This window comes from Stutzerimonas stutzeri (assembly GCF_051028275.1).
GTDB lineage: Bacteria > Pseudomonadota > Gammaproteobacteria > Pseudomonadales > Pseudomonadaceae > Stutzerimonas > Stutzerimonas stutzeri_AS.
Window position 1 is genome coordinate 1,191,971 of sequence record NZ_CP069269.1, and the last position, 23,252, is coordinate 1,215,222.

Below are 23,252 nucleotides of genomic sequence, written 5' to 3' on the forward strand. Positions count from 1 at the left end.
TCGGACGGGTTACTCTATGCCACGTTTTTTTGACCTGTTTGAGGTGTCACCCTTGTTTGACCAATTCGCCCTCCACGAACGCCTGCTCAAGGCTGTCGCCGAACTCAAATTCGTCGAGCCGACCCCGGTGCAGGTGGCGGCCATCCCCCCTGCGCTGGAGGGGCGTGACCTGCGGGTGACAGCGCAGACCGGTAGTGGCAAGACGGCCGCTTTCGTGTTGCCGATGCTCAATCGGCTGATCGGCGATGCCGTGGTGCGTACCGATGTGCGTGCATTGATCCTTCTGCCGACCCGTGAGCTGGCTCAGCAGACTCTCAAGGAAGTCGAGCGATTTTCGCAGTTCACCTTCATCAAGTCGGCAATGATCACAGGCGGTGAGGATTTCAAGGTCCAGGCGGCAATTCTGCGCAAGGTGCCGGATATCCTCATCGGCACGCCGGGCCGCATGATCGAGCACCTCAATGCCGGCACGCTGATCCTCAAAGACGTCGAATTGCTGATCCTTGACGAAGCGGATCGCATGCTCGATATGGGCTTTGCCGACGATGTGCAGCGGCTGGTCGGGGAGTGCGCCAAGCGCCAGCAGACGCTGCTGTTCTCAGCCACCAGCGGGGGCGCAGCGCTGCGCGAGATGAGTGCCGCCGTGCTGCGTGACCCGTTGCACCTGCAGCTCAACCGGGTCAGCGAACTGAACGAAGGCACCCGCCAGCAGATCATTACCGCCGAAGACACCGAGCATAAGGAAAAGCTGGTGCACTGGTTGCTGGCCAACGAGACCTACAAGAAAGCGGTCATCTTCACCAACACCCGCGTGCAGGCCGACCGTCTGTACGGAAGGTTGGTTGCCGAAGGCGTCAAAGCCTTCGTGCTGCACGGCGACAAGGACCAGAAAGACCGCAAGCTGGCTATCGACCGGGTCAAGGAAGGTGGCGTCAAGGTGCTGGTGGCCACGGACGTGGCCGCCCGCGGATTGGACATCGAAGGCCTGGATCTGGTGATCAACTTCGACATGCCCCGTTCGGGCGACGAGTATGTACATCGGATTGGTCGCACTGGCCGCGCCGGGGCTGAAGGCCTGGCTATCTCGCTGATCTGCCACAACGACTGGAATTTGATGTCGAGCATCGAGCGCTATCTCAAGCAGCGCTTCGAACGTCGCGTGATCAAGGGACTGAAAGGCAGTTATGGCGGCCCGAAGAACCTCAAGGCGTCCGGTAAAGCTGCCGGCAGCAAAAAGAAGAAGGACGACAAAAAGAAAGCCGCGGAAAAGAAGGGCAAACCGGCTGCAAAACCGGTGGCCAAGCGACCGAAAAACGCCAAGCGCGAAGCGCCGGCTTCACCGATCGTCAGCCAGGACGGCCTTGCACCACTGCGACGTAAAAAGCCCGCGGCAGAGTAATTCGTCGAAGCCGGAGCAGCCCCGCTGCCCCGGCTCGTTCAGGTTCCTTAGCGATTTTCGGCCGGCGCGATGTCGGCTTCCTTCTCTGCCTGCTCAACGTGCTCGATTCGCTTCTCGTAAGCTTCGCACTCGCTTCCCAGCTGCTCAGCAGTCTGCTTGACCTCCATATCGCGCAACTCCTGATTGATCTCGGCGGCGCGCTCAGGGTTGCTTTCGGTCAGTTCATTGACACGATCAGCAAGTTGCTTGGCCTTGGCGTTTATCTCATCAGTCGTGCATTGCTCAGCGAAAACCGGCTGGCTTGCCAGCAGGGCGAGGGTGACTGGAATCAACAGGCGTTTCATGGCGCACTCCTTTAATAACGACCTGTTCGGTGGATCGTCGGTGGCGCGCTTTAGTTCAGCCCGTCGCGGCATCGCTCGACCGAACCATGCCTGTGCGTTCAGGGTCCGAATAGCAATGGCCGCCTTCACGTAGCGGCGCAACCGGAGAACGGACATGAGCTACAACTGGGACCTGATGCTACGCCTGCTGCGTGAAGCGCAGAAATCCGGCAACGAGACCTTTGCACCGCGTCACTATGCTGACGAACATGCCCTGGCGATGGAGGACGCGGGTGAGCCGATGCCCAACATGGACTCGCTGAAGGCCGAGGCGCAAAACTACGAAAGCTTGCTGTTCGAGGGTGGCTTCATGAAGGCGCGTCCGGAAGATCAGGGCGGCAACGGCGAGAATTTCGTTCTGACCGATCGCGGCTTGCGGCTGATGCACATGCTAGAAGGCGGCCCTGGGGGAACCGAGAACCGTCGACGGTTGGACGAGAAGGGCGAGGCGGCCCTGGTGCCGGAAGTCTTTGACGGTTTAGCAGCAGGCTAACGTCGAAATAAGAACGCCCCGCAGGTGCGGGGCGTCGAATCAGCCTTTACTGCACTGGGCCGATTGCCCCACAGGATTTGTTGGCCGCATGCTTCTGCAATATAGGCAGCTGGGGGCGTGGCTTGCCGCTCTTCACATCCAGCGACAGGGCATAGTCCCCCCACCAAGGACCAGCCGCCCAGTAAGTGCTGGGGATGCAGTGCTGACCCAGATATTGGAGCAGATTGTCCATCGCGACCACGGCAGACGGTGAGTAGTCCGGCGCACCATGCTCGCCGATGAATCCACGTAGGCGATACCGGCTGAGCCATTCAACGAACGGTTTGGCACGAACCACGCCGATCATCGGATCGTAGGTCTCGGCTCTATTGGTGTAGTAGCCCGAGTAATCTTTGTCGAAATACAGGTGTGCCTCAAACATCAGATTGTTTCTGGGGTCTCGCATCCAGGGGTCCTGGATCAGCTGCGTGTTGTACGACGGCCAGTGAAAAGCACTGGACCAGCGATCACCGGCGACGACAACCCAGCGGTTCGCGTCGATCGTACGGATGCTTTTCGCGGCCGCGAGGGCTGCGGCAGGCCACTTACCGTTAGTAGTGTGGGGTTCGTTCATCAGCCCATAGCCATAAACGGCCGGATGGTTGGCAACCTGCTGGGCAATGCGCCGCCAGACGTCAGCAAACGCGCTGATGGGCACCTCGTTGGAGCCGATCATTTTGCCGTAGTAGCGATAGTAGTTATGCATGTCGAGCACGACCTGCATGTTGTATTTCTTTGCATGATCGAGCGTCGCCAGCATGCGGCCAAGCTCGATGCTGTTCAGCTCGCGGTTGAGTCTCGGCTGGATACGTTCCCAGCGAAATGGCAAACGCACCAACTTCAGGTTGCGATCGGCGTAACGCTTGAAGTCCGCCTCGCCTGGATAGATGTATTGCTTGGTATACACACCAGGCAGGGCGACGTCAGCACCGAATTCCGCACCGGCCAGGTTGATGCCGACCAGGTTGATGGGGTTGGCGGGGGCAGCGCTGCCTGCTGTTCGGGTCGGAATGCTGATATTGGAAATCGATTCGCTAAAGCCGCTGCTGCTGACAGAGATGGTGCGTGGGTAGCCCACTGCCTTACCGTCGATAGCGCCGCCGTCGACCATTACCGTCATATTGGCGCCCGAATGGTAGATCAGCTTGATCGTGCGAACCTGGCCATTGGCAAACCTGACCTTGGCACCTTTGTGAAAGGCCGCCTTGTTCTGAGCGGTTGCCTTTACGGAAAAGCCGACAAACTTGCTGGTGTTGTAGACGCCATTGACAAAATCGCCACCATTGAACGCATTCAGGGCCGTCGTCAATGCAGCAGCGGCCGGGGGTTGGCTGGAGACAGGTGCCGGTGCCGGTGCTGCGGGCTGGCTCGGAGTGGTTACAGTCACCGGAGCACTGCTGCTGGCGTTAGCCGAGAACAACTTGTTCGGGTAGCCGAGTTTGCCGCTTAGGGCCGCTCCGGAGAGCATCACGCTCATGTTTTTGCCAGAGACGTATACGGCTGTGATCTTGCGTACTTGTCCATCGGCCAGCTTGACCGACGAACCGACTTTGAATGCTGAGCTGTTCGCGTTGCTAGTTGGGATAGAGAAGCCTGCTGACTTGCGCCAGACCCCGCTGATCCAGTCGTTGTTGGTGTAGTTGTTAATGGCAGTGCTGTGAGACGAGCTGGTGGAACTGGCGCTGTTACTTGGCGCAATCACGGCTGCGGCAGTCGTGGCACTTAGACCAAGCGCCGATACGCTTTTCGGATGACCATTGGCGGCTGCATTCAGCGTAGCGCCACTGAGCATTACGCTCATGTGAGCACCTGAAAAGTAGACCACCTTGATCGTACGGACCTGGCCGTCTGCAGTCCGGACCTGAGCGCCTTTCTTGAAGGCGGCCTTGTTCGCGGCGGTAGCCGGAATCGAAAACCCGGCAGACTGCCGCCAGATCCCCTTGGCCCACTGCGGGCCGCTGAAATCGTTGACCTTGGCCGTGGCCACTGTCTGCAGCGCGGAGGCGGTAGCAGCGTAAGCGCTCTGGACGGGGATGATGAAACTTACGGGCGCTGCGAATAACGCAGCGCCGAGCAGCACGTTACGTATGCAGGACGTCGCTTTGACGAGCATCGATATCTCCGGAACTTAATACGACAAAGGGCCGTAACCCTTTAAAAAGTGCGGAAGCACCCAACGCTCAATGCAACGACCGAAGCACTGACCGATGACGCCACCAATATTTTGCATGCCGCCGCTGCTTCGTCAGCGCCGCACGCATAGCCTTTATATAGAGTGGCTAATCATTTTTGAAGTTATATTGGCGTCAGCAAAACACACATTAGCGGGTGTTTGGATTTTATTAGCTATATAGCCACTATATGGTGGCGTATAAGTATTAGATTGATATCATCAATAAGTAGCTGATTTGTCGTAATTAAAGTTTTACTTCTGTCTGTTTGATTAATTGCTTGCGCTTGGATGTCGCTTTTATTTAGCAAATTGGCGCCAAAAAAGGTGCGAGAAAAATGTGTTGCAGGGTATTGCAGAGCGAAACGGCTCAGATCGCATTTCGAGGGACTTGGCGCCACTGATGGAATAAGGACGTTCGCCAGCCACAACCGGCCGGTATTAACGAACCTGATTCAGGCTGTCGACTGACAGCTCCAACGCCTTGCGCATATCCAGGCGAGCCGAGCGGCCAATATCCTGATTGCCCAGCTGGTAGCTGCGCTCCGATGGAAGGATTGGCGCTGTCAGGTCATCGGCTTCAGCCGCTTCGAAGTCGCTGTTGCGGCCTATCGTCAATGCGCTTCGGCGTAGCAACTCACGAAGCTGTTCCGGTGCCAGTGCAGGATTGATCGACAGCATCGCGGCCACTGCTCCGGTCACCAGGGGTGTCGCGTATGAGGTGCCGCAATGCACTTCGCCGCGCTTGCCGAGTTCCAGCGTTGCCGCACGGGTACACGCCGAAGCGGTGATGTCGACCCGCATGTCGATATTGGATGAAGGGCGCTTGGTTACGTATTCCGGGTGTTCAACCGAAACATCTTTACTGAAGTCGCGCTGATGCGCGCCCACCACCAACAGTTGGTCGGTTATGAAGGACGAGGGCAGCCGGTAGTCGTCCTGGCCGGAGTGCGCCGACCCGTTGCCTGCGGAGTTCACCACCACGACATCAGGGTGTTCCCGGCGCAACCAGAGAAAAAATTCTTCAAGCAGTTCTTCATAGCCACTCATGGCGACGCCGGAACGCACCAGCGAATCGATTTTCTCCCCGTCAACATCAAGCGTGCCGACGCGATGGATGCCCCAGCTCCAGTTCAGCACCCGTACGCCGTCTTCAACCAGATTGACCGAGGCCGCGACGTTGGCGGTGATACCGGCGTCCGAGTTGCGTTCGACGATGACTTCAAAGCCGGAACTGGTCGGCTCCAGCGCGCTGAGAAAGCCGCTATCGCTCGGGTCGACGCTACGTGCTGCAAGGATGCCGGTGACGCTGCTGCCGTGATCCGCTGGGGACTCGGCATCGCGTGCATAGACGCAGGTGCGTGGCTTGGCCGGATCGCAGCTACCAAGGTAGCCAGCAAATTCAGGCGAGTCGAAGTCAACGTCGCGCTCGATGATACCGATCCGTACCGGATGGGTTTTGATCGGCGCCGTTTGCGCAGTCAGTCGATGCAGGTAGAAATCCACGGCATCGAGAAAGCGGTTGGCGACCCACTCGCTGTTACGAGGCTTGGTTTGTCTGTCTTCTTCCAGCGGCTCCTCGGCGCTGGATTCCTCGACAACCACCGCATCCACGCTCGTTTCGCTGCCCAGACGCAGCACCAATGCGTCGCGTTCGGTCAGGTCCTTGACTGGCAGTCGCAGCTGGTAGGTATTGAGCGGGGCGATGGCGCCAACCACCTGGGCATCGTACTTCTTCGCCAGGCGTCGCGATTCCTCCAATCCGTCGTGGTCCTCTTCGATGATCACGCTGACAAGGTCCACGTAGGTGGTTAGGCCGTCCATGTTCTTGGCGACTTCGTCAGGTCTCGCCGGTACGACGTGGCTGCCATTGAGGGTGAGCCAGACCGGGTTGCTGCGGCGATCGCCTTGCTCCAACCAGAGCGGACCGCTCTGATGGTCCTTTGGGCTCAGGGTCAGACGGAGTCGGCCATTGTTTTCCTGATCGGTTGCGACGGGCTTGCCGCCGAGCATCACTTTCAGATCTGCCTCTGCGACCCCTTCGCTGCGCAAGCAGAACGTCATCGACTGGGTGGAAAACAGGTCGCCGCAGCGCTGCAGGTCCTTGACTCGCAGTGGCTGCTCCTCGGCAATGGCGCTGCCGAGGCCAGCCGCCAGAGAAAGCGCGGTCAGGAAGTGGATCGGCCTCACGGGCGACGTTGCAGGTAATGCACGCTGAACAGGTCCTGCGCATCGGTCCATTGACCGCTGCAGTCGAAGCCTGCGCTGTTCGCCAACTCAGCAAAGGATTCGAGTGTGTACTTGTAGGAGTTCTCCGTGTGCAGGCTTTCGCCGGCATCGAAATGGAAGCGATGGCCCTCGATCGTTACGTCCTGCGCTTCGCGGCTGACCAAGTGCATCTCGATCCGCGAGTCACGCTCGTTGAAAAACGCCCGGTGGGCGAAACGCGACGGGTCGATATCGCTATCCAGCTCCTGCCGGATGCGCTGCAACAGGTTGAGATTGAAGGCGGCCGTGACGTGGGCGCGATCGTTGTAAGCCGCCTCCAGAACGCTGCGGTCCTTGACCAGATCGACGCCAATCAACAGGCCACCGCCAGGCGGCAATATCTCGTGCAGATGCCCAAGCAGCTTGCGAGCCTCCAGCGGGGTGAAATTGCCGATGCTGGAACCTGGGAAAAACACCAACGGGTGATGCAGGGCGAAGTCGTCCGGCAGCTTCAGCTCGTCCGAGAAATCAGCACAGGCCGCATGCACTTCAAGCCAGGGATAGTCCGCGGCGAGGCGCTGAGTGCTGGTCAGCAGGAAGTCTTCGGAGATGTCGATACCCAGGTAACTGACCGGACGCAGCCCTTCGAGTAGCAGTCGCACCTTGCGGCTGGCACCGCTGCCCAGTTCGATCAGGTCGGTCTGTGGACCGGCAATTTCCAGTATCTCGTTTGCCGCGTTGGCGAGGATCTTTTCTTCCGTCCGGGTCACGTAATACTCGGGCTGCAGGCAGATCTGCTCGAACAGCTCCGAGCCGCGCCGATCGTAGAAAAATTTTGGCGAAATGCATTTGGGCGACGCGGCAAAGCCCTCCAGTGCCTCGTCGCGCAGGGAGCTGTTGTGGGTCGGCTGCGTCTGATCATGAAAGTGTACAGCAAGTGCCATGTTTCAAAGCTCCCTGGCCAGGCGCAGCCCGGCAAACTGCCAGCGCATCGCCGGCTGAAAGAAATTGCGGTAGGTAGCGCGTATATGTGCTTCGGGCGTGGCGCAGCATCCGCCGCGCAGCACCATCTGGCCGGACATGAACTTGCCGTTGTATTCACCCAGGCTGCCTTCCAGCGGATGGAAGCCGGGGTAGGGCCGGTAGGCGCTGGCAGTCCACTCCCAGACATCACCGAACAGTTGCGCTGGTCCGTCATGGGGTACGCTGGCAGAGACAGGTTGCAGATGATCGCTTTCCAGAAAATTTCCGCGCCGTGGCTGGTCGGTCGCCGCGACTTCCCACTCGGCCTCGGTCGGCAGCCTGGCCCCGGCCCAGCGCGCATAAGCGTCGGCCTCATAGAAGCTGATGTGACAGACGGGCGCTTCCAGGTCCAGCGGCTGCAATCCGGCGAGCGTCATTTCGCACCAGCTGCCATCCTCTCGGTTCCAATACAGCGGAGCGTTCCAGCCATGCTGGCGGATATGCGCCCAGCCATCTGACAGCCAGAGCTCGCTACGCGCATAGCCGCCGTCGGCGATGAACGAGAGGTACTCGCGATTGCTTACCAAGCGGTCAGCCAGCTGAAAGTCTTCGACGAACTGCCGGTGACGCGGCGTCTCGCAATCGAAGGCGAAGCCGCTGCCGGCATGGCCGATGTGACGCACGCCACCGGCATAGCTGTGCCAATGGACGCGGTCGTTATGGAGTGCGGGAGCAGGCTTCAGGTCGCTGCGGTAAACCGGGTGCAACGGGTTCTGCGCCAGGATGTGCTTGATGTCCATCAGCAACAATTCCTGATGCTGCTGTTCATGCTGCAGACCCAGTTCGACCCGGCGCATGATCTCAACAGCATGCTGCTGCGGGGGGTTGACCAGAAGCTCACCCATTGCCCGATCGACATGCTGGCGAAACCGGTAGACATCCTCCACGCCTGGACGCGAAATCAACCCGCGCTGGGTTCGTGGGAAAGGTGTGCCATGGGTTTCGTAATAGGAGTTGAACAGATGGTCGTACGCGTCGTTCAACGGCTTGTAGCCAGCCAGGTAGGGCTTGAGCAGAAACGCTTCGAAGAACCAGCTGATATGTGCCAGGTGCCATTTGGGCGGGCTGACATCAGGCATGCTCTGGATGACGTAGTCCTCGATCTGCAGGGGCGCACAAATCGCTTCGCTGGTAGCGCGTACCTGCCGAAAGCGTTTCAACAGATAGTCCAGTTCAGCCAAGGCTGGTTGCTGCGCCCGCTGTTCCGCCAGATTGCCCATGGGCGTTCCCCTGTGTTCGATAGGTGACTTTTCGACCCCCGGAACGGCCGAAAACTGCTTCTATAAGCGACCCGAAGCGAGGCGTGAAGTTTCGATCAGCCAAACCCGTGCAAGCCCATCCGTGAATAAAAGCAGGGCAACGGGTATCGAGGGAGACGAGCCGACGAATGCCGGGCGACAAGCGCGATGCACCGATCTGAACGGCTCACGAGACTCAACTGGCCTCGACGGGCGGTGTAGGGCGAATCAACATTTCATTGATGTCCACATGCGCAGGCTGGGACAACGCATACACCACCGCGCGACCGATGTCCTCGGGCTCCAGCGCGTAGGCGGGTGGCTTGTCGAACAGCGGTGTGTCGACCATCCCGGGTTCAATCAGCGTTACCCTGACGCCAGTGCCGCGCAGCTCTTCGCGTACGCTTAGGCCCATGCCGGTGATCGCCCATTTGCTGGCGCTGTACATCGAGCCGGGGATGACAAAGCGGCCAGCCGCGGAGCCGGTCAGCAGGACGTGGCCCTGACTGGCCTTCAGCGCTTCGAGACTGCAGCGCAGCGTCAGCCCGACACCGTAGACATTGGTCAGCAGCATCTGGCGCCAGACTTCTGGGTCCGCGCCACTGAAGCCGCCTTCACTGCCCGGCATGCCGGCGTTGGCGTACACCGCATCGAGCTGACCGAAATGGTCGAGCACCCGCTGCACCATGGCCTGTTGGTCGGCGTACTCCTTTACATCACAGCGAATGGCGAGCGCGCGATCATGACCACCGAGCTCGTCGACCAGTTGCGTCAGCTTGTGTTCGGAGCGAGCAGCCAAGGCGACGCGATAACCAGCCTCGGCTGCAAGGCGCGCGGTTGCAGCGCCAATTCCTGAGGAAGCGCCAGTGATCAAGAAAACCGGATCGCTCATGTTTTTCTCTCGGTGCCTGAGGGATCAATAGTTCGGCGTCGTCTCAGGGATGCCGGTGTCGTCGGTAATTACGGGCATGGTCCAGGGCTCCAGGCGCTGATCCTTTTCCTCGACGTCCAGGCGGGCCTGCTCTATGACGCCGCCAAGGCGCTGCGGGCTGGTGTATTCCTCGCGCGACACAGCGGGCACGTGCAGGATTTCGGCTCCGCTGGCTGACATCACGGTAAAGCCGAAACTGTCTTCGTCCGGGTTGGCGCTGGTTACGCAACCGCACGGAAGAAAGGCTTCGGACACCAGCTGCATCGCTTCGTCCAGGTTCAGGGATTGGTTACTCATGGCATTCTCCATCGTCAGGCTGTTTCAAGTGGACCTCCAAGCAGCGATGCCGTTTCCTCCCGCCTGACGGGCACGCGACGGGCTGTGGCGAGACGGCCTTGTAGATGAGCGGCTGCGGCAGCATATTCAGGCCATGACAGACTCAACCGTTCTCGACGCGCTGGCGTCCTTCCACCCAGCGGTGGCCGGCTGGTTCGGCCGCAGTTTCCCTGCGCCGACCTCCGCTCAAGCCCGCGCCTGGCCTCTGATTCGTGCCGGCCAGTCCACACTCGTGGCAGCGCCTACCGGCTCTGGCAAAACCTTGACAGCCTTTCTGGCCGCCATCGACCAGTTGGTGCAGGACGGCACTGCTGAAGGTCGCCTCCCGGATCACACCTCGGTGCTCTACGTTTCGCCGCTCAAGGCGCTGTCCAACGACATCCACGTCAATCTGGTACAGCCGCTAGCGGGCATATCGGCGGAGCTGCAAGCGCTTGGTCTGCCCCCGCTCGAAATCCGCACCGCCGTGCGCACCGGTGATACGACACAGGCCGAGCGAGCGGCGATGCGCAAGCGGGCGCCGCACATCCTGGTAACGACACCGGAATCGCTTTATGTGCTGCTCGGCTCCGAATCGGGCCGGCAGATGCTCACGGGTGTGCGCAGCGTGATTGTCGATGAGATTCATGCCATTGCGGGCAACAAGCGTGGCAGCCATCTGGCGTTGACGCTGGAGCGGTTGGAGGCGTTGTGCGGACGACCGCTGGTGCGCGTCGGGCTATCGGCGACGCAGAAACCCATCGAGGCGGTGGCCGAATTTCTGGTCGGTGTCGGGCGCCACTGCGAGATCATCGACGTGGGCCATGGCCGAGCGCGTGACCTGGCACTGGAGGTGCCGCCAGTGCCGCTGGAAGCGGTGATGAGTAATGATGTCTGGGAGCTGGTGTACGACCGGCTTGCCGCGCTGGCGGGTGAGCACCGAACCACCCTGATCTTCGTCAACACGAGACGCATGGCCGAACGGGCGGCGCGGCACCTGAGCGAGCGGCTAGGCCACGCCGTGGTGGCTGCCCATCATGGCAGTTTAGCCCGTGAGCAACGGCTGGATGCCGAACAACGGCTCAAACGCGGCGAGCTACGGGTGCTGGTCGCCACTGCTTCACTTGAGCTGGGTATCGATATCGGTGACGTCGAACTGGTCTGCCAGCTGGGTTCGCCGCGGTCGATTTCGGCTTTTCTGCAGCGGGTCGGCCGCGCTGGTCATCAGATTGGCGGCGTCTCGAAGGGCCGCCTGTTTCCTGGCTCACGGGATGACCTGATCGAATGCGCCGCCTTGCTCGACAGCGTGCGCCGTGGTGAGCTGGATACGCTGGTGATACCGGAGGCGCCGCTGGATGTGCTGGCGCAACAGGTCGTGGCCGAAATTTCGTGTCGTGAATGGCAGGAGGATGGACTGCTGGCATTGATCCGCCGAGCCATGCCGTACGCCGGTTTGACCGAGGCGGATTATCAGGCGCTGTTAGCGATGCTCGCGGAGGGGTACACCACCCGCCACGGTGCACGCGGCGCCTATCTGCACCGCGACCTGGTGAACCGCAGCCTTCGCGGACGACGCGGCGGCCGCCTGACCGCGCTGACCTCTGGCGGCACCATCGCCGATAATGCTGACTATTCGGTGCTGCTCGAACCCCAAGGCTTCAGCATCGGCACGGTCAACGAGGACTTTGCAGTCGAGAGCCTCGCGGGTGATGTCTTCCAGCTTGGCAATACCTCCTACCGCATCATCAAGATAGAGTCCGGCCGCGTGCGGGTCGAAGATGCCCAGGGCCAGCCGCCAAATATCCCGTTCTGGATAGGCGAGGCGCCTGGACGTAGCGATGAGCTCTCGGCCGCTGTGGCACGGTTGCGCGGCGAGATCGATACGCGCCTGATGGACGCCAGCGACTGTAGGCGCGAGCTTGCTCGCGAAGCGGACGCAGCCGTGGTGTCGACATTCGCGAGCAAGCTCGCTCCTGCAAAAGCAACAGGCAACGATACCTGCGTGCCCTCATCAAAACTTGAGCTTGCCATCGAGTGGCTCACCAGCGTCCTCGGCCTACCGGATGCCGCCGCTCGCCAGATCGTCGAATACCTCGCCCGGGCCCGCTCTGCGCTGGGCGCGCTGCCGACGCAGCAGCGGCTGATCATGGAGCGCTTCTTCGACGAGTCCGGTGGCACCCAGCTGGTCATCCACTCGCCGTTCGGCAGTCGGATCAACCGTGCCTGGGGGTTGGCGCTGCGCAAGCGTTTCTGCCGCACCTTCAACTTCGAGCTTCAGGCCGCGGCGACCGAGGATGCAATCATCTTTTCACTGTCGACCAGCCATAGCTTCCCGCTCGAGGAAGTGTGGCGTTACCTGCACTCAAATAGCGCCGAAGCGGTGCTGATCCAGGCGTTGCTCGATGCGCCGCTGTTCGGGGTGCGCTGGCGCTGGAACGCGACTACCGCCCTGGCATTGCCACGCATGGCCGGTGGGCGCAAAGTCGCGCCGCAGCTGCAACGGATGAAGAGCGAGGATCTGCTGGCGACCGTCTTTCCTGATCAGATGGCCTGCCTGGAAAATATCGTCGGCGAGCGCGAGGTGCCGGATCATCCCCTAGTCGCACAGACACTGAATGACTGCCTGCACGAGGCCATGGACAGCGTTGGCTGGTTGGCACTGCTGCGGCGCATCGAAGCGGGCAAAATCGAGTTGCTGGCCCGCGACCTGCCGGCACCGTCACCGCTGGCCATGGAAGTGTTGGGCGCGCGGCCTTACGCCTTTCTCGACGACGCACCGCTGGAAGAGCGTCGGACCCAGGCCGTGTTGAACCGCCGATGGACCGACCCCGAGTCCAGCGACGATCTCGGCGCGCTAGATGCGGCGGCGATCGAGGCGGTGGGCGAGGAAGCCTGGCCCCAGGCGCGTAATCCGGACGAGTTGCATGAAGCGCTGACAGGACTGGGCTGTATCGCTGAAGCCGAAGTGCAGGCCGATCCCCAATGGCTGACCTGGCTGAGCGAGCTGGCTCGTGGAGGGCGCGCGACGCGGATGCAGGTCGCGCAGGATCGCGCGCTCTGGTTGCCCGTCGAGCGTCTTGCACTGTTGCAGTCGATCTATCCCGCGGCGGGTTGCGAGCCGATCCTCAAGCCGCTGCCTGGCTTCGATCAGCCGTCGGGCGAAGACGACGCCCTGGTTGAGCTGATCCGTGCTCGCCTGACCGGCTTCGGTCCTCTGCCGGTTCCGCTGATTGCACGGCCGCTTGCCCTGCCGGCTTCGGCGGTCGCGCTGGCGCTCACGCGTTTGGAGTCGGAGGGCTATGTCCTGCGTGGCCGCTTCACACCTGGCGCAACTGACGAGGAGTGGTGCGAGCGGCATTTGCTGGCGCGCATTCACCGTTACACGGTCAAGCGCCTGCGCCGCGAAATCGAACCAGTGGAGCGCGCCGATCTCATGCGTTTTCTGTTCGACTGGCAGCACCTGTCCGAGGCGACGCGGATGCAGGGCCGCGACGCGCTCGCCACGGTGGTCGAACAACTGGAAGGCTTCCAAGCCGCGGCGGGCGCCTGGGAAAGCGACCTGCTGCCCGCGCGGTTGAGGGATTACGGCGGCACCTGGCTGGACGAGCTGTGCCGCTCCGGACGCATCGTCTGGACCCGTCTGGCGGGGCGGATCAAAGCCAGCAGCGGGCCGGTGCGCGGCACGCCCATCGTGCTGCTGCCTCGACGGCAGCTTGCAGCCTGGTATGCGCTGGCGAGCGATGCTGCGCCGCCCGAGCTGTCATCAAAGGCGCAGCGGGTATTGGAGACGCTGCAGGGGCAGGGCGCGTTGTTCTTCGACGAACTGCAGCAGGACGCCCGCCTGTTGCGCAGTGAGCTGGAGGACGCACTGGGTGAGCTGGTCGCGGTGGGGCTGGTCAATGCCGACAGCTTCGCCGGCCTTCGGGCGCTGCTGGCACCAGCAGCGAAGCGTTCACGCAGCACCCGACAGAGCCGCGGCGGCGCATTCATTGGTGGCATGGCGGACGCCGGTCGCTGGGCGTTGGTGCGTAAAGGCGCACCGGCGCCAGTGGAGACTCCTGCACGATGGCCGGCGTTGGACTCCGAAGCCCTGGAACATATTGCAATGACCTTGCTGCGTCGCTACGGCGTGGTGTTCTGGCGCCTGCTAAACCGGGAGGCGGACTGGCTGCCGCCCTGGCGTGAGCTCCTGCGCGTCTACCACCGGCTCGAAGCGCGTGGCGACATTCGCGGTGGGCGTTTCGTCGCGGGCGTGCCGGGCGAACAGTTCGCACTGCCTGAGGCGGTCGGTCTGTTACGTGAGGTTCGCAAGCGGCCCCTGGCCGGCGAGATGATCGCGGTCTCGGCGGTCGATCCGCTGAATCAGGTTGGCACGTTGCTGCCGGGCGAACGTGTACCTGCAATCGCAGGCAACCGCATCCTCTATCGAGACGGTGTACCGCTGGCGCTGTTGGTTGCAGGCAAACCTGAGCTGCTGGCGAAGCTGGACGAAGACGACCAGCGAAAGGCCAGGCAACTGCTGGCAGTGGCTCGGCGCTGAAAGTCCCACTGTCTGCGCTTCAGGCTTCAGGCTTCAGGAACCGTAGTACAAGCTGAAACAGCGATCCCATACCGCGGTTGGCAGCGTTGATGGGTATTGCTTCGTGCTACGCCACCCCGCGAGGGCGAGGAAATGAAAAAGGCCGGCTGCGATCACTCGTAGCCGGCCTTTTCATACTGCGGTCGAACGTCAGCCGGCGACCAGCACGCGGATCGCCTCCAGGCGCAGGCCGGCCTTCTCCAGCATGGCCAGGCCTTCTTCACGCTGCTTGCGTACAGCTTCGATCTCGCTGTCGCGCACGCTCGGGTTGACGGCTTGCAGCGCGGTCAAACGCGCGAGCTCTTCGTCGAGGCTCGCCTTCAGCTTGCGCTGCGCTTCGGCTACGCGCTCGGTGTGGCGAGGGGTGACCTTGGCCTCGGCATCGGCGATCTGCTTAGCCAGCACGTCGCGCTGAGCCTGGACGAATTTGTTCGCACTGGCGCGGGGAACGCTTTCCAGCTGGTCGGTCAACGTCTCGAAGGCCACCTTCGGTGCGAGGTCATTACCATTCGAGTCCAGCAGGCAGCGCAGTGCCAAAGGCGGCAGGAAGCGGTTCAGTTGCAGTGCACGCGGCGCTACCACTTCGCTGACATACAGCAGTTCCAGCAGGACGGTGCCGGGCTTGAGCGCCTTGTTCTTGATCAGCGCCACCGCGGTATTGCCCATGGAGCCGGAAAGCACCAGATCCATGCCGCCCTGAACCATGGGATGTTCCCAGGTAAGGAACTGCATGTCTTCGCGGGCCAGGGCCTGCTCGCGATCGTAGGTGATGGTCACGGCTTCGTCGTCGCCGAGCGGGAAGCTGGCGTCGAGCATTTTCTCGCTGGGGCGCAAGATCAGCGCGTTTTCGGAATGGTCTTCGCTGTCGATGCCAAAGGCGTCGAACAGTTCTTCCATATAAATTGGCAGGGCGAACTGGTCGTCCTGCTCTTCGATGGCTTCGACCAGCGCCTTGCCCTGTTCGCCACCACCGGAGTTGAGCTCCAGCAGACGGTCACGGCCGGCGTGCAGGTCGGCTTCCAGTCGTTCGCGCTCGGCGCGGGCCTCTTCGATGAGTTGCTGGAATTCGTCGTCGTCGCCTTCTTCAAGCTGGTTCAGCAGGCGCGGTCCGAACTGATGCTGCAGGGCGTTACCGGTGGGGCAGGTGTTGAGGAACGCATTCAGCGCCTCGTGGTACCACTTGAACAGACGTTCCTGCGGGCTGGTTTCCAGGTAGGGCACGTGCAGCTGGATGACGTGGGCCTGACCGATCCGGTCGAGACGACCGATACGCTGTTCCAACAGGTCGGGGTGTGACGGCAGATCGAACAGCACTAAGTGATGAGCGAACTGGAAGTTGCGGCCCTCGCTGCCGATCTCGGAGCAGATCAGCACCTGCGCACCAAACTCTTCATCGGCGAAGTAGGCAGCCGCGCGGTCGCGTTCGAGAATGCTCATGCCTTCGTGGAAGACCGTGGCCGGGATGCCGGAGCGCACGCGCAAGGCGTCTTCCAGATCCAGTGCGGTCTCGGCGTGGGCGCAGATGACCAGCACCTTGAACTTCTTCAGCATCTTTAGCGTGTCGATCAGCCACTCGACACGTGGATCGAAATTCCACCAGCGGATCTGCGCATCCGGTTCTTCCTGCTGACTCTGAAAGCTGACTTCCGGATACAGCTCGGCATGGTCTCCGAGCGGGAGCTCCAGGTATTCGGCAGGGCAGGGCAGCGGATAGGGGTGTAGCTGACGCTCGGGGAAGCCGCGCACGGCAGCACGGGTGTTACGGAACAGCAGACGACCCGTGCCGTGACGGTCGAGCAGTTCACGGATCAACCGGCTGCTGGCTTCGATGTCGCCATCGGTGGCCGCGGCGAGCAGCGCTTCACCCTCGGCGCCGAGGAAGTCATGAATGGTCTGGTGTGCTTCCTGCGACAGGCGGCCTTCGTCCAACAGTTCCTGCACCGCACGAGCGACCGGCTGGTAGCTGGCGCTTTCCGCACGGAAGGCTTCGAGGTCATGGAAGCGGTTCGGGTCGAGCAGGCGCAGGCGCGCGAAGTGGCTTTCCTGGCCGAGCTGTTCGGGGGTTGCGGTCAGCAGCAGAACAGCGGGGGTGACTTCGGCCAGTTGCTCGACCAACTTGTATTCGGCGCTGGCGTTTTCCGGATGCCAGACCAGGTGATGCGCTTCGTCCACAACCAGCAGGTCCCAGCCTGCAGCGAAGGCGGCATCCTGAGCGCGCTCGTCGTCCTTCAGCCAGTCCAGCGAGACCAGTGCGAGCTGGGTGTCTTCGAATGGATTGGTGGCATCGCTTTCAATGAAGCGCTCATCATCGAACAACGCAACCTGCAGGTTGAAGCGGCGACGCATCTCCACCAGCCACTGGTGCTGAAGGTTCTCCGGAACCAGGATCAGCACACGTTTGGCGCGACCAGAGAGCAGCTGGCGGTGGATCACCATGCCGGCTTCGATGGTCTTGCCGAGACCTACTTCGTCCGCCAGCAAAACGCGCGGGGCGATGCGGTCGGCGACTTCACGGGCAATATGCAGCTGGTGCGCGATGGGTTGAGCACGCACGCCGCCCAGGCCCCACAGCGAGGAGGTCAGCTGTTTGCTCTGGTTTTCCAGGGTGTGGTAGCGCAGCTTGAACCAGTTCAAAGGATCGATCTGGCCAGCGAACAGGCGATCGCTGGCGAGGCGGAACTGGATGAAGTTCGACAGCTGGGTTTCCGGCAGCGTGCGGGCTTCGCTCTGTGCGGTCAGGCCGTGATAGACCAACAGGCCGTCGACGTCCTCGACCTCGCGCACGGTCATTTTCCAGCCTTCGAAATGGGTGATCTCGTCACCTGGGACAAAACGAACGCGGGTCAGCGGGGCGCTGCGGGCGGCATACTGGCGAGTCTCACCCGTCGCGGGGTAGAGCACGGTGAGCATCCGGCCATCTTGCATGAGGATGGTTCCCAGACCGAGTTCCGCTTCGCTGTCGCTGATCCAGCGTTGCCCCGGTAGATACTGCTGCGCCATGCCCTGCCTCCGCTGTAAAAAAGCCCGCTATATTAACGGAACACTGCCGATAGATCGACGATAGATGCCTACCCAGTCGGTGCCGTGTTGCTGTTAAAGTCTACAGCAGGTCGAGCGTTCAGCTGGTTCAGGGCCTGCCTGATCAGGCTGTGAGCTCGGCGTTGCCTATGGAGAGCACAAATGCTGCCAATCATTCCGCCAGGCACCGTTCAGGTCACCGCGCAGCAGGACGTGGTCAAGCCGCGCCCGGACATCGCGCCGGTAACGCCCGTTCAGCCCGGCGCCAACGAAAGCTCGGTAGGCCTCGAGCGTCGTCATCCGCAGGAAGCTGAACAGATGCTTCGCGACGAGCAACGCAGGCGGCAACGCCGCCGTCGTGGTTATACCCCGCAGGAGCTGGCCGAAGGCGAGACCGCCGTAGAGGATCAGGCGGCCCTCGAAGAACTGCCACGGCAGGGGCTCTGGGTGGATGTCGAGGTCTGAGCCTGTCAACAGCGCGGTGATAGAACTGGCCGACGCGGAGCTGCGTTACCTGCCGCGATGGGTCGATCCCGTCCAGGCTGACCGGTGGTTATCCGAGCTACGGGCACAGACGCCCTGGTCGCAGCCTGAGATCAATCTCTATGGTCGTAGCGTCGTAGTGCCGCGACTGGTCGCCTGGTATGGCGATGCCGACGCGCATTATCGGTACTCCGGACTTACTCACGCACCGCTTCCCTGGACGCCACTACTGACTCACATCCGCCAGCGCGTGCAGCAAGCGATCGGTGCATCGTTGAATGGCGTGCTGCTCAACTATTATCGCGACGGGCAAGACGCCATGGGCTGGCACAGCGATGATGAGCCAGAGCTTGGTGAACAACCCTTGGTGGTCTCGCTCAATCTGGGCGCCACGCGACGTTTCGATTTTCGCCGCAGGGGAACCAGCCGAATTGCGTACTCCATCGAACTTGAACATGGATCGCTGCTGGTCATGGGCGGTCTCACGCAGCATTATTGGCAGCATCAAATCGCCAGAACACGAAAGGTCCGCGCGCCGCGCCTCAACCTGACTTTCCGCCAGATCATCCGTGAGCCCCTCCCATGAGCAGTGATGAAAAGCTGATCGACTTCAGCGCCGAACGTGAAAAACGTATTCACGACATCAAGGAAAAGCGCCTTGTCGAGATGCGTCAGGCATTCGAGCAGGTGTTGCCGCTGAGCAAGCCGAAGAAGAAAACCAAGACCAAGCCGAAGAAGCGCTAAAACCACTTTCCCGTGCCTACCCTCGCCGGCATAGCCTCGCTCGGCGGGCTGTTGTTTATGCCTCGCATCCCCCTCCGATACCTCGATTTTCTTGACCTGGATCAGCTCTCCCAGCGCCTTTATTCAAAGGCGCTGTGGCGTTGATGCCGGTCAATTTTTTTATCGACGAGGCGGGTGATTATTCAGCCATCAGACAGAGAGGCAGCTCGGAGGCAGGAAATCATGTTCGTCGATAATGTGGTGCTCGCAGGGGTGGTCACGGTCGGCCTTATGGTCGCCTTCCTCGGTGGCTTCGGTTATTTCATCTGGCGGGACGCGCAAAAAAAGCGGTGATCCGCTGGCTTACAGAGCACGCAAGGCATTTGGGCGACTTAGGTCGCCCTTTTTTTGTCTGCCGAAAAATGCACAGGTTCACGCGACGGTTGGCGTTCGGCCATTTCCCTGGAGTGTGTGCTCACGTTCGTGACAACGCTCGACCCGTGCCGGCGTACGTTGCATCAGCAGTTTGCCATTGCGGATCGAGGCGAGTGCGTGGCCCTGGGTGCGGATCATTTCGTAGTCACTTGCTGCTGACAGGATCAAAAGACTGGCGGGTCTGCCGGGCTCGATACCGTAGCGGGTGCCAAGGTTCAAGGTGCGGGCGCTGTTGTCGGTGATCAGGTCCAATCCACGCTGAAGGTCTTCATAGCCCAACATGTGGCAGATATGCAGGCCGGCCTCGAGGATGCGCATGATGTTGCCGTTACCCAGCGGATACCAGGGGTCGACTATCGAATCCTGAGCAAAGCAGATGTTCATGCCGGCGCGGTCGATCTCCGCCACACGTGTCAACCCGCGCCGCTTCGGGTAGCTGTCGAAACGTCCCTGCAGGTGGATGCTTTCGGTAGGGCAGGAAACAAAGTTGATCTGCGACTGCTTCAGCAAGCGAAACAGCTTGGAGCAGTAGGCGTTGTCGTAAGAGCCCATGGCGGTAGTGTGGCTGGCAGTTACCATCGGGCCCATCCCGCGCGCGCGGGCTTCCTCTGCCAGCACCTCGAGGAAGCGAGACTGCGGATCGTCCGTCTCGTCGCAATGCACGTCAACCAGCAGGCCCTTGCGCTCTGCAAGGTCCATCAGGAATTTGATCGAGCTAACGCCCTGTTCCCGCGTGTTTTCAAAATGTGGAATGCCGCCCACCACATCTGCCCCGATAGACACGGCTTCTTCCATCAACGCGCGGCCACGCGCGAACGACTCGATGCCCTCCTGAGGGAATGCAACGATCTGCATGTCGATCAGGTGTCGGGTTTCGTCGCGTACTTCGACCATCGCCTTTAGCGCCGCCAGGCCCGGATCGGTTACATCAATGTGGGTGCGGACGTGCTGTATGCCGTGATCCACGAGCATGCCGATGGTCTGTTTGGCTCGGGTCTTGGTGTCTTCATGGGTGACCAGCGCCTTGCGCTCGGCCCAGCGTTCGATGCCCTCGAACAGTGTCCCGCTCATGTTCCAGGCGGGCTCGCCGGCCGTGAGGGTTGCGTCGAGATGGATGTGCGGCTCAATGAAGGGGGCGGTGACGAGGTTGCCAGCGGCATCCAGGTCGCCAATCGCGCCGGATGCCGGTTCCGTCTGTGGTGTAATCGTCTCGATGCACTCACCTTTGAGTGCGATGCGGAAGAGGCCTTCTTTGCCGCGCAGACGGGCGTTGATGATGTTCATGTGGTACTCCATGCGGGATGGGATGGCGACAGTCGCCAGATCATCAGGGCGACAGCGACGTTAAGTCGGTCGTGTGGGTCATTGAATGAGCAACCGCTGAGCGCTTCGATGCGCTGAATGCGATAGCTCAGCGTGTTGCGGTGCACCGCCAGCCTTTGGGCGGCAAGGGCCAGGTTGCCGTTCTCGTAGAACCAGGCCTCCAGCGTTGGCATCAGGACGGGTTCGTGTCTCGAGTCGTCGCCAATCAATGGCCCCAGTACATTGGCGACAAAGCGGTCGAGCAGGCTGCGGTCGCGGATCGCACCGAGCAATTCGAGCACGCCCAGATCGCTGAAACAGCACAACCCCAAGCGCTCGGGAAATGACTGCGCGGCAAGCAGTGCCTGGCGCGCTTCACCCAGGCCGGTGGGCAGTTGCGTTGGGCCGTGGCCGCCTGCGCTCAGGCCGATGAACAGGCGCAAGGGCGCCAGCTCACGGTTCAGTTCATCCAGCGCGGCGGCAAACACCTGTCGATTGCTGGGCTCGTGAAGCGGGCGTGTCGGCGGTAATGCGATCCAGTGATCGCCCTGACAGAGCAGGGGCAAGGGCTCACTCAATTCACTCAGGATCTGTTCGAGCCTACGCTGCAGCAGTTGTCGGGACGCTTGCAGGCGTCGCTCGGCAGCGTCCGCCGGCTCCTCGGTGAAGAGTCGCTCGCTGTTGTGCAGCTTTATCAGGGCGACCTGGCGTGGCTGAGCGAGGGGCAGGTCGAGACGGGCCCCCCGTTGCAAAAGCACGTCGAGGGATTGGTAGTCACCCTCGAGCATCTGCTGCAAGACGTGCTCGCGCGAACGCCCGAGCATCTGTTCCTGTACCAGCGCGGTGCCAATAGACTCGCTGACAACCACCATCTTCAGTTGGTAGGGCTGCTCGATCAACGGGATGCCGAGTCGCTCGGCCTCTCCGATCACCGACTCGGGAATGGCGTGGATGAATTCCTCGCCAGTCAGTATCACCACACCGGCAGTAACGCGCTCATGCGCTTCACGCAGTAAGCGCAACAGGTTGCGTTCATCGCGGGGGTGGTTGATACCGGTCACGAAGACCAGTTCGCCGCCTACGACCCAATCAGCGATGCCCTCGTTTTCGGCTACATAGGTCCAGCGGACCGGGTTATCCAGCCCTGCAGCACCCGCGCGAAGCTGCAGGCTCTCCAGTGCTGGAAGCGCGAGTACCGCTGATACGGTAAGGCTCATGGGCGCGGTTGTGCGACAGTTGCGCTGCGGCCAGCCAGGGTGCGTTGCAGTTCGAAAAACGCAATGTAAGCCATGCTTCCGGCTACGATCCCGATGATGGGCGCCACCCAGGGAGACAGATAGGCGCACACGGCACCGACAACGTAGGCCGCAAGACCGACCCAGTTGAAAGCGGGCAGACCTGCTTCGGCCAGTAGCGGATAGCGACCGCGATGGGCGTAGAAGTAGTTCGCCATGATCACTCCGCCGATGGGTGGAATGATCGAGCCAAGCAGGATCAGGAAGGGGATCAGCATGTCGTACATGCCGCCAATCGCCAAGGCGGTCCCGATCGCGGCGCCGCTGAGCGTCACCAGTCTCCGGCGCCCGGTGCGCAGCAGGTTGCAACCGGCTGCGGCGAAGTTGTAGATCGTGTTGTCCTGCGTCGTCCACAGATTCAGAAACAGCATGACCACGGCGGCCATGGACAGCCCTTGAAGCACCAGTACTTCAACCACATCGGCCTGCTGATACACGATCGCCCCGTAGGCGCCAGCGATAATCATCAACCCGTTGCCGACGAAGAAACCGATCAGGCTCGACAGGACAGCAACCCGCCCATTGCGGGCGAAGCGTGTCCAGTTCGTGGCCTGGGTCGCCCCGCTGACGAAGGTTCCGAAGACCATGGTGATGGCCATGCTCAGGCTCATGCTTTCGCTGGGCTCAATCGCCATCAGGGCATCCAGAGCGCCCACGTCGCGAGTGGCTATCCATAACGAACAGACGAGCAGCGCCAGCATCGCGGGGACCGCGAAACGCGAGAGCAGATCCAGTCCTTTGTAGCCGACAAAAGCGGTGATGCAGAAGCCGAAGCCGAATAGCACCATCAGGGGAATCGTCAGGCTTTCAGGCAGCTCGAGTATCTTGACCAATACCAGCGCAATGGTGGCTGTCCCCCAGGCGTACCAACCGACCTGAGTGAACCCCAGAATTATGTCGGACAGCTTGCTGCCTACCTCGCCAAAGCAGAAGCGGCCCATGAGCACCGAATTGAGTCCGCTGCGGCAGGCGATGAAGCCCAGAACTGCAGCATAGAGACCTAGCAGCAGGTTGCCGATCACCGCTGCCCATAGCAGCGTGGTGAAATCGAAGGCCATGCCGATGCGCCCGCCGGCAAACATGGTTGCGGTGAAAAAGGTGAAACCGAACAGCATGATCGAAGTGGAAAACAGCCCTTTGCGTGCCGTCGGTGGCACCTCGCTCAAGGGGAAGTCGCTGTCATGGTGCTGTACTTGAAGCATGTCCTTAACTCCACGA

Annotated in this window: 18 protein-coding genes; 7 read left to right on the top strand and 11 right to left on the bottom strand. The window is 61.3% G+C overall.

Annotated features, from left to right (window positions below):
• Positions 1 to 52: 52 nt before the first annotated feature.
• Complete coding sequence (locus tag JQR87_RS05470) at positions 53 to 1,399, top strand: DEAD/DEAH box helicase (protein WP_407297815.1); 1,347 nt, start codon at positions 53 to 55, stop codon at positions 1,397 to 1,399.
• Positions 1,400 to 1,446: 47 nt separating this feature from the next.
• On the opposite strand, the gene JQR87_RS05475 is transcribed toward JQR87_RS05470, so the two are convergent.
• Positions 1,447 to 1,743, bottom strand: a complete 297-nt coding sequence (locus JQR87_RS05475; RefSeq protein ID WP_407291831.1) for a hypothetical protein — start codon at positions 1,741 to 1,743, stop codon at positions 1,447 to 1,449.
• Between the two features lie 154 nt (positions 1,744 to 1,897).
• On the opposite strand from JQR87_RS05475, the gene JQR87_RS05480 reads away from it, so the two are divergent.
• On the top strand, positions 1,898 to 2,275 hold the full coding sequence (locus JQR87_RS05480; protein ID WP_407291830.1) for a transcriptional regulator: 378 nt from the start codon (positions 1,898 to 1,900) through the stop codon (positions 2,273 to 2,275).
• 46 nt (positions 2,276 to 2,321) lie between these two features.
• Here JQR87_RS05480 and JQR87_RS05485 read toward each other — a convergent pair whose 3' ends face one another.
• The 6 genes from JQR87_RS05485 to JQR87_RS05510 all read right to left on the bottom strand — a co-directional run bounded on the left by JQR87_RS05485 (position 2,322) and on the right by JQR87_RS05510 (position 10,181).
• On the bottom strand, positions 2,322 to 4,427 hold the full coding sequence (locus JQR87_RS05485; RefSeq protein WP_407291828.1) for a glycoside hydrolase family 5 protein: 2,106 nt from the start codon (positions 4,425 to 4,427) through the stop codon (positions 2,322 to 2,324).
• A gap of 498 nt (positions 4,428 to 4,925) precedes the next feature.
• A complete protein-coding gene (locus JQR87_RS05490) occupies positions 4,926 to 6,725 on the bottom strand; it encodes a S8/S53 family peptidase (RefSeq protein WP_407291826.1) in 1,800 nt (599 codons plus the stop codon).
• A complete protein-coding gene (gene egtD, locus JQR87_RS05495; protein ID WP_407291824.1) occupies positions 6,671 to 7,636 on the bottom strand; it encodes an L-histidine N(alpha)-methyltransferase in 966 nt (321 codons plus the stop codon). Before egtD ends, JQR87_RS05490 begins: the two co-directional genes overlap by 55 nt.
• Positions 7,637 to 7,639: 3 nt before the next feature.
• Entirely contained in the window at positions 7,640 to 8,935 is a 1,296-nt protein-coding gene (gene egtB / locus JQR87_RS05500; protein WP_407291822.1) for an ergothioneine biosynthesis protein EgtB, read from the bottom strand.
• A 214-nt stretch (positions 8,936 to 9,149) separates the two neighbouring features.
• Positions 9,150 to 9,845, bottom strand: a complete 696-nt coding sequence (locus JQR87_RS05505) for an SDR family oxidoreductase (protein WP_407291820.1) — start codon at positions 9,843 to 9,845, stop codon at positions 9,150 to 9,152.
• Positions 9,846 to 9,869: 24 nt separating this feature from the next.
• Positions 9,870 to 10,181, bottom strand: a complete 312-nt coding sequence (locus JQR87_RS05510) for a hypothetical protein (protein ID WP_407291818.1) — start codon at positions 10,179 to 10,181, stop codon at positions 9,870 to 9,872.
• 133 nt (positions 10,182 to 10,314) lie between these two features.
• Here JQR87_RS05510 and JQR87_RS05515 point away from each other — a divergent pair, with 133 nt between their 5' ends.
• Complete coding sequence (locus JQR87_RS05515; protein ID WP_407291817.1) at positions 10,315 to 14,739, top strand: DEAD/DEAH box helicase; 4,425 nt, start codon at positions 10,315 to 10,317, stop codon at positions 14,737 to 14,739.
• Positions 14,740 to 14,928: 189 nt separating this feature from the next.
• Here JQR87_RS05515 and rapA read toward each other — a convergent pair whose 3' ends face one another.
• Positions 14,929 to 17,778 (bottom strand): RNA polymerase-associated protein RapA, encoded by a 2,850-nt coding sequence (rapA, locus tag JQR87_RS05520; protein ID WP_407291815.1) that lies wholly within the window; start codon positions 17,776 to 17,778, stop codon positions 14,929 to 14,931.
• Between the two features lie 180 nt (positions 17,779 to 17,958).
• Between rapA and JQR87_RS05525 the strand changes: the two genes are divergently transcribed.
• The 4 genes from JQR87_RS05525 (at position 17,959) to ccoM (ending at position 19,356) form a co-directional block, all read left to right on the top strand.
• On the top strand, positions 17,959 to 18,261 hold the full coding sequence (locus JQR87_RS05525) for an aspartate-semialdehyde dehydrogenase (protein ID WP_407291813.1): 303 nt from the start codon (positions 17,959 to 17,961) through the stop codon (positions 18,259 to 18,261).
• Positions 18,248 to 18,865, top strand: a complete 618-nt coding sequence (locus tag JQR87_RS05530; protein WP_407291811.1) for an alpha-ketoglutarate-dependent dioxygenase AlkB family protein — start codon at positions 18,248 to 18,250, stop codon at positions 18,863 to 18,865. Before JQR87_RS05525 ends, JQR87_RS05530 begins: the two co-directional genes overlap by 14 nt.
• Positions 18,862 to 19,023, top strand: a complete 162-nt coding sequence (locus tag JQR87_RS05535; protein ID WP_407291810.1) for a hypothetical protein — start codon at positions 18,862 to 18,864, stop codon at positions 19,021 to 19,023. The genes JQR87_RS05530 and JQR87_RS05535 overlap by 4 nt, the downstream gene beginning before the upstream one ends.
• A gap of 222 nt (positions 19,024 to 19,245) precedes the next feature.
• Positions 19,246 to 19,356 carry a cytochrome c oxidase subunit CcoM gene (gene ccoM, locus JQR87_RS05540; protein ID WP_014851898.1) on the top strand — a complete coding sequence of 37 codons (111 nt, stop codon included), beginning with the start codon at positions 19,246 to 19,248 and terminating at the stop codon, positions 19,354 to 19,356.
• A gap of 78 nt (positions 19,357 to 19,434) precedes the next feature.
• On the opposite strand, the gene codA is transcribed toward ccoM, so the two are convergent.
• Genes codA through codB form a run of 3 tightly spaced genes read right to left on the bottom strand, consistent with a single transcriptional unit; the run spans position 19,435 to position 23,236 of the window.
• On the bottom strand, positions 19,435 to 20,721 hold the full coding sequence (codA, locus tag JQR87_RS05545) for a cytosine deaminase (RefSeq protein WP_407291809.1): 1,287 nt from the start codon (positions 20,719 to 20,721) through the stop codon (positions 19,435 to 19,437).
• On the bottom strand, positions 20,718 to 21,956 hold the full coding sequence (locus JQR87_RS05550; protein ID WP_407291808.1) for a PucR family transcriptional regulator: 1,239 nt from the start codon (positions 21,954 to 21,956) through the stop codon (positions 20,718 to 20,720). Before JQR87_RS05550 ends, codA begins: the two co-directional genes overlap by 4 nt.
• Positions 21,953 to 23,236 carry a cytosine permease gene (codB, locus tag JQR87_RS05555; RefSeq protein ID WP_407291806.1) on the bottom strand — a complete coding sequence of 428 codons (1,284 nt, stop codon included), beginning with the start codon at positions 23,234 to 23,236 and terminating at the stop codon, positions 21,953 to 21,955. The genes JQR87_RS05550 and codB overlap by 4 nt, the downstream gene beginning before the upstream one ends.
• Positions 23,237 to 23,252 lie beyond the last annotated feature (16 nt).